We start from the raw sequence: 6055 nt of genomic DNA, 5'->3' as shown, positions 1-6055 counted from the left end.
CGCACGACCCCCTGGCCTGCGCCGGTTCGGTCTTGCGAGATGCGGGCGTAGATCGCCACCGCTGATCTGGTCTTCACAGGGGGTGACATTAACGCATCGTCGGCAAGACGACGCTCCTGAACTGCCTGGCCGCCGCCATCCCCGGCGGCGAGCGGGTCGTGACGGTCGAGGAGGTCTTCGAGCTCCGCTTTCCTCACCCCGACTGGGTGCCCATGCAGACCCGCCAGTCCGGGCTGGAGGGCACCGGCGAGATCACGCTGCGCCAACTCGTGAAGGAGAGCCTGCGGATGCGGCCGAGCCGGCTGATCGTGGGGGAGGTGCGGTCCGAGGAGTGCATGGACCTGCTCCTGGCGCTCAACGCCGGGTTGCCGGGCATGTGCACCATCCACGCCAACTCCGCACGCGAGGCGCTGGTGAAGATGTGCACCCTGCCGCTGCTCGCGGGCGAGAACATCTCCGCCCGGTTCGTCGTGCCGACCGTCGCGGCCAGCGTCGACCTGGTCGTCCACCTCGGGCTCGACCCGCGTGGCGGACGGCATGTGCAGGAGATCGTGGCCGTGCCAGGTCGGGTCGAGGCCGACGTCATCGAGACCGAGGCGGTGTTCGAGCGGGTCGGTGGCGAGCTGCGTCGTGGGCCGGGCGTGCCGCCTCGGCGGGAGCGGTTCGACCGGCTCGGGATCGACGTCGCCGGTCTGCTCGGGGGTCCTTGATGGGAGCGGTGGTCGGTCTCGGCGTCGGCGTCGGGCTGTTGCTGGTGTGGTCGGCCTTCGCGCTGCCACCGACGCAGCGGCGGGATCGCCCGGGTCGGCTCCGCGGAGTGCTCGCGGAGGCCGGTCTGGAACACGTCGGTACGTCGAGCGTGGTGGCGATGTGCGTCGTGCTGGCGGTCGGCGTCGGGTCGGTGATCCAGCTTGTCACCGGTACGCCGCCGATCGCGGTGTGCTTCGCCATGATCGCCGGCTACACACCGGTCGGCGTGGTGCGTTCCAGGGCGCGGCGGCGCACCCGGGAATTCGCCGAGGTCTGGCCGGAGGCCGTCGACAACCTCGCCAGCGCCGTACGCGCCGGGCTCTCGCTGCCGGAGGCCCTGGGAAACCTGGGCGTGCGGGGACCCGAGCCGCTCCGGGCGGCGTTCGACGCTTTCGCCACCGACTACCAGCTGTCGGGAAGGTTCGGCGACTGCCTCGATCGGCTGAAGGAACGGCTCGCCGACCCCGTCGGCGACCGGGTCGTCGAAGGACTGCGGGTCGCGCGCGAGGTCGGCGGTGGTGAGCTCGGCCGGCTGCTGCGGAACCTGTCGGGGTACCTCCGCGACGAGGCGCGCACCCGCTCAGAGATGGAGGCGCGGCAGGCCTGGACCGTCAACGGCGCGCGACTCGCGGTGGCTGCTCCCTGGGCGGTGCTGCTCTTCATGACGGGTCAGGGCGAGGTCATCCAGCGCTACAACTCGTCCGCCGGGGTGGCGGTGCTCGCCGGCGGTGCCGCGGCCTGCCTCCTCGCCTACCGGCTGATGATGCGGATCGGACGGTTGCCCGTCGAGCGGCGGATCCTGTCGTGACGCAGCCGTGGTGGGGCGCGCTGCTCGGACTGACCTTCGCGGGCGGACTCCTGCTGGTCACAGCGCGGGTCGCCGCGATCCGCCGGCCACAGCTGTCGTTGCGCGTGCTGCCGTACCTCCGCGACCTCCCCGCATTCGCCCGCGCACCCGGTGCCGCGCCGGCCACCGCCGACGGTCTGGTCGGGGCGCTGCTCCGGCCGGCAGCGGACGCCGTCGAGCGGGTGCTGGGCGGTGCCGAATCGGTCCGGCGCCGGCTCGAGCGCGCGGCCCTCGACATGAGCGTGCACGACTTCCGGGTCCGCCAGGTCGTGTGGGGCCTGGTCGGGTTCGCCATCACCGCGGCCTACGCCGTTCTGCAGTCGCTCTCCGGCAGCGCCGACCTGTTCATCTCGGTCCTGCTGTGCGCGCTCGGCTTCGTGCTCGGCGTGATCCTCCGCGACTACCACCTCACCGGCCAGGCGCGTGACCGCGAGCGTCGGATCCTGTTGGAGTTCCCGGCCGTGGCCGAGCTTCTCGCGCTGGCGGTCGCGGCCGGCGAGGGCCCGGTGGCCGCCCTGGACCGCGTCGTACGACGAAGCGGCGGTGAGCTCTCCCGCGACCTGGCCCGGGTGCTGGCCGACGTTCGCACCGGCGTGCCGGTGGGTGAGGCCTTCGACCAGTGGGCGATCCGGTCCGGCCAGCCGCTGGTCGCGCGGTTCGCACAGGGCATCGCGGTCGCCGTCGAACGAGGCACACCACTGGCGGACGTCCTGCACGCGCAGGCCGCGGACGTGCGAGAAGCCGGCCGCCGCGAGCTGATCGAGGTCGCCGCGCGCAAAGAAGTGCTCATGATGGTGCCGGTCGTGTTCCTCATCCTTCCGGTCACCGTGTTCTTCGCGTTCTGGCCCGGCGTCGTGGGCCTGTCCCTGACCACCCCCTGACTGCCCGAGACCATAAGAGAAGGGAAGTGACATGGAGCCGATCGGCGAGTGGCTGACCCGGTGCTACGTGTGGTTGACGCTCCCGCGCGAGCGCGACGACCGAGGCGACGTGCCCGGCTGGGTGCTGATCACAGTGATGACCGCGATGCTGGTCGGCGTCATCTACGCCGTCGCTAAGGACCAGCTGCGCGACCTGGTCCGCGATGCCCTGCGGAAGGTCAGCTGAGCCGTGCGGCGCGGCGACCGTGCGGCGCGCGGGTCCGCAGTCGTGGACTTCGTGCTGGTGCTGGTCGTCCTGATCCCGCTGTTCCTCGGCATCCTCCAGGTCGCGCTCGTGATGCTCGTACGCAATACCCTGGCCAACGCCGCCGCCGAGGGCGCGCGGCACGCCGCGTCGTTCGACCAGGGCCTGGCCGACGGCGAGAGACGGACCCGTGAGCAGATCCGCGGTGCTGTATCGGGCCGGTTCGCCCGTGAGATCGACGCCCACATGGTCAGTCTCGACGGCCGGCCCACCGTCGAGGTCGTCGTACGCGCCACCGTGCCGGCGCTCGGCCTCGGCGGTCCGGGGGTGTCGCTGGAGGTCGCGGGCCACGCCGTGGAGGAATCACCGTGAGGCGACCGCCCCGCTCCGAGGACGGCTCGGCGGTGGTCGAGCTGGTGTGGCTCGGCCTGCTGCTGCTGGTCCCGCTGCTGTGGATCGTGCTGTCGGTGTTCGAGGTACAGCGCGGCGCGTTCGCGGTCACCTCCGCCGCCCGTTCCGCTGCTCGGGCCTACGCGCTGGCCGGATCCGAGGCAGCCGGGCAGGTGCAGGCGCGGGCTGCGATCCGGCAGGCGCTTGACGACCAGGGCGGTGAGGAACGGGATTTCCGGTTCACCGTCTCTTGCAGCGGGCCGTGCCACGAAGCGGGTTCGGTGATCACGGTCCGGGTCTGGCACGGCGTGGAGCTGCCGCTGCTGCCGGCTGTCCTGGGCGGCGACGCGCCCAGCTTCCGACTAGACGCGACCCACACCGTGCCGATCGGCCGCTTCCGGGACACCCCGTGAGGCGTGGGGAGTCGGGTCAGACAACGCTGCTGATCGTCGGGCTCGCCGTGGTGCTGCTGATGGCGATCGCGGCTGTGGTGGACGTGACGGCGGCGTACCTCCAACGGCAGGCCCTGATCACCGTCGCCGACGGCGCGGCGCTGGCCGGTGCCGACGCAGGGTCGGTCAACGAGCCGGACCTGTACGGCGACGGCATCGGCGACGCGCCACGCCTGGAGCAGCGACGAGCCGCCGCCCGCGAGGCGGTGGCGGACTTCCTCAGGTCGACCGGCGCGTACGGCGAGCACCCCGGCCTCAGCTTCGGGGTGCGGGTCGACCCCGCGCGGGACAGCGTCGTCGTCACCCTGCGGGCGCCCCTCGACCTGCCGCTCACCGTCCCCGGGTCCCCCGAGCGGGCCTCCATCTCGGCGTCGGGTGCCGCGACGGTGGTGCTCGATGACTGATGATGGCAGTGCCCTGCGAGCACTCTCTTGGCCCCGCGAGGACCCCGGGTGCCGGTCCGCTCTACGTTTCGCATGCGACACGCCGGGCGAAACTTGGCGAACGCAGAGCCGGTGTCGCCAGCGCGATGCCCTCGCAACGACCGAGGCGAGAATGGCCATCACGTCGATGCGCCGCGTGGATCGATGCCTGCCCGCATCGCAGCCGCCAACGCAGGGTTGGCGTGGACGTCGGACGGGTCCTCGAGGCCTCGCAGCACGGCCTGGACATCGACGTCCGGCTTGTCCTGGCTGAGCTTGGCCTTCGCGTCGACCCGGACCGGCGTCAGCCGGAACCCGACCACGGCAGGCGCCAGCTTGTGCGCGTAGTCCGCGACGTCCGAGGTGCGGAAGGGCTCAGGGCGCGCCTGTTCGAAGTGGTCGACGGTGCGCTCGAGGACGTCGTACGTCGCCTCCGCGTCCAGCACGGTGAGCCGGCCGTGGAGGTGGGCGGTGACGTAGTTCCAGGTGGGGACGTACGGATCGCCGACGTACCAGCCGGCGCTGATGTAGCCGTTCACACCCTCGATGATCACGACGGCGTCGCACTCGCCGACCTCGTGCTCCTCGGCGTCGGTGCGGGCGACGTGGCCCAGGATCTCGACGCCGTCGGCGTCAGGCGCCGGGAGCACGGGAAGGGGTGAGACGACCAGACCGTTCGACGTGGCACTCACCAGCGTCGCCCAGGGGTGGTCGGCGACGAGCTGCAGCAGGTCGGCGTCCGTGCCTGGCCAGGCGTACTCGGGCCGGCGGAGCATCAGGCTCGCAGCCGCTGGTGGCGGCTGACGTCGAGGGCCATCGTCACGGTGAACGCCGTGAGCAGCAGCGCGGCGAGCACGACGACGAGGGCCTCGCTCGAAACGGTCTCGCGGGCGACGAGGACGCCACCGACGCCCAGCACGACAGCCACGCCGATCGCGATCTTGGGATCGTCACCGACGATGAAGTCGTACCAGAAGCGGCCGAAACCGCGGAGGAAGCGGACGATGGGTTGCACGATCAGACCTCCAGGTGGGACGAGACGTCGACCGGACCGGCCGTGCGGAGCCGGCTCCACCGCCACACCATCGCACGCGACACGGCCAGCCAGGCCAGCAGGAGCAGGGGGAGGGCCAGGTCCTCGCCGGGCCACTCGAGCGGCTCGGTCGACGCGCTGAAGATGCCGAGACCCTCGAGCGACCAGTACGTGCCGAACGTCGCCAGCAGCAGCCCGACGACGTACTTGAGCGTGTTCTCGGGCACCTTGGTGAGGGGCTTGTGGACCGCCGCGCCGAGCGCGAGCACCACGACGGCGGCGACCAGAGCCGATGTCACGGCCACCCCCATGCTGTTCGCGCTGAGCCCGAACGTGATGACGATGAAGACGATCTCCACGCCCTCCAGGAAGACCCCCTTGAAGGAGACGACGAACGCGAACCAGTCCAGTCCGAGCCGGCTGTCGACGCCCGCGTCGCGGGCTGCGGCGGTGGTGGCGCGGAACTCCTCCTCCTCGTCGTGCAGCGACTTCAGGCCGCTGGAGCGGAGCACCGCCTTGCGCAACCACTGCAGCCCGAATACCAGCATCAACGAGCCGACGACCAGCTGGAGGGCGGCTTCCGGCAGCCAGGTGGCCAAGGAGTAGCCGGCAACAGCAGTGAAGACGGTGAGGGCGAGGAGCGCCGCCACGACGCCGGCGAGCGTCGAGCGCCACCCGCGGGTCAGGCCGATCGCCAACACGATGGTCAGCGTCTCGACCAGCTCGACCACGGCAGCGATGAAGACCGTGATCGCGAGGGCCCATTCGGCGGAGGTGAGCACAGGCAGTTCCTGTTCGGTGGGAGAGCCGGGCACGGCGAGCCAGGCTCGCCGCGCCCCATCGTCGTCACCGACCGTGCGGGGGCGGCATGTGGCAGACGCCAAAGTTCCACAACGGCCCTTGTACGCGTTCGCGATGGAGCTGATGCTGACCGGAGACCAGATCTGCGCCGACGACGCGGCACGGATCGGGCTGGTCAACCGAGTGGTGCCGCCCGGCACGGTCCTGGACTCGGCGCGGGCGATGGCGCGGATGC

General features: G+C 71.4%; 11 protein-coding genes. 8 read left to right on the top strand and 3 right to left on the bottom strand.

The features are described from left to right. Window positions 1–95: 95 nt before the first annotated feature. From VFZ39_RS00280 to VFZ39_RS00250, 7 genes are read left to right on the top strand one after another with little or no spacing between them, the layout of a single operon-like run. Window positions 96–710: a CpaF family protein gene (locus tag VFZ39_RS00280; RefSeq protein ID WP_330863711.1), complete on the top strand. Its 615-nt coding sequence runs from the start codon at window positions 96–98 to the stop codon at window positions 708–710. After that, complete coding sequence (locus tag VFZ39_RS00275; protein WP_330863710.1) at window positions 710–1558, top strand: type II secretion system F family protein; 849 nt, start codon at window positions 710–712, stop codon at window positions 1556–1558. The genes VFZ39_RS00280 and VFZ39_RS00275 overlap by 1 nt, the downstream gene beginning before the upstream one ends. Further along, window positions 1555–2478 (top strand): type II secretion system F family protein, encoded by a 924-nt coding sequence (locus VFZ39_RS00270; RefSeq protein ID WP_330863709.1) that lies wholly within the window; start codon window positions 1555–1557, stop codon window positions 2476–2478. The genes VFZ39_RS00275 and VFZ39_RS00270 overlap by 4 nt, the downstream gene beginning before the upstream one ends. 31 nt (window positions 2479–2509) lie before the next feature. After that, complete coding sequence (locus tag VFZ39_RS00265) at window positions 2510–2704, top strand: hypothetical protein (RefSeq protein WP_330863708.1); 195 nt, start codon at window positions 2510–2512, stop codon at window positions 2702–2704. Between the two features lie 42 nt (window positions 2705–2746). After that, a complete protein-coding gene (locus tag VFZ39_RS00260; RefSeq protein ID WP_330863707.1) occupies window positions 2747–3094 on the top strand; it encodes a TadE/TadG family type IV pilus assembly protein in 348 nt (115 codons plus the stop codon). After that, window positions 3091–3525, top strand: a complete 435-nt coding sequence (locus tag VFZ39_RS00255) for a hypothetical protein (protein WP_330863706.1) — start codon at window positions 3091–3093, stop codon at window positions 3523–3525. Before VFZ39_RS00260 ends, VFZ39_RS00255 begins: the two co-directional genes overlap by 4 nt. Continuing rightward, a complete protein-coding gene (locus VFZ39_RS00250; RefSeq protein WP_330863705.1) occupies window positions 3522–3968 on the top strand; it encodes a pilus assembly protein TadG-related protein in 447 nt (148 codons plus the stop codon). Before VFZ39_RS00255 ends, VFZ39_RS00250 begins: the two co-directional genes overlap by 4 nt. Before the next feature lie 158 nt (window positions 3969–4126). On the opposite strand, the gene VFZ39_RS00245 is transcribed toward VFZ39_RS00250, so the two are convergent. Genes VFZ39_RS00245 through VFZ39_RS00235 form a run of 3 tightly spaced genes read right to left on the bottom strand, consistent with a single transcriptional unit; the run spans window position 4127 to window position 5801 of the window. Continuing rightward, entirely contained in the window at window positions 4127–4762 is a 636-nt protein-coding gene (locus VFZ39_RS00245; RefSeq protein WP_330863704.1) for an FMN-binding negative transcriptional regulator, read from the bottom strand. Continuing rightward, a complete protein-coding gene (locus VFZ39_RS00240; RefSeq protein WP_330863703.1) occupies window positions 4762–5001 on the bottom strand; it encodes a hypothetical protein in 240 nt (79 codons plus the stop codon). The genes VFZ39_RS00245 and VFZ39_RS00240 overlap by 1 nt, the downstream gene beginning before the upstream one ends. A 2-nt stretch (window positions 5002–5003) precedes the next feature. Next, the gene (locus tag VFZ39_RS00235; protein WP_330863702.1) at window positions 5004–5801 is read right to left on the bottom strand and encodes a COG4280 domain-containing protein; all 798 of its coding nucleotides are present in this window, start codon (window positions 5799–5801) and stop codon (window positions 5004–5006) included. Between VFZ39_RS00235 and VFZ39_RS19050 the strand changes: the two genes are divergently transcribed. Further along, window positions 5722–6055 (top strand): enoyl-CoA hydratase-related protein (locus VFZ39_RS19050; protein ID WP_414690240.1); only part of this gene is annotated, 334 nt, incomplete at its 3' end. The two genes, VFZ39_RS00235 and VFZ39_RS19050, sit on opposite strands and share 80 nt — an antisense overlap.

Origin of the sequence: Nocardioides sp. (assembly GCF_036374615.1) — a bacterium.
GTDB lineage: Bacteria > Actinomycetota > Actinomycetes > Propionibacteriales > Nocardioidaceae > Nocardioides.
The sequence above is the reverse complement of the archived record's forward strand: the minus strand, read 5'-3'. Positions and strand labels throughout refer to the sequence as shown.

Excerpts from the sequence above, each read along its gene's own strand:
- VFZ39_RS00275 (WP_330863710.1), top strand. The coding sequence starts at position 710 with ATGGGAGCGGTGGTCGGTCTCGGCGTCGGCGTCGGGCTGTTGCTGGTG.
- VFZ39_RS00265 (WP_330863708.1), top strand. The coding sequence starts at position 2,510 with ATGGAGCCGATCGGCGAGTGGCTGACCCGGTGCTACGTGTGGTTGACG.
- VFZ39_RS00245 (WP_330863704.1), bottom strand. The coding sequence starts at position 4,762 with ATGCTCCGCCGGCCCGAGTACGCCTGGCCAGGCACGGACGCCGACCTG.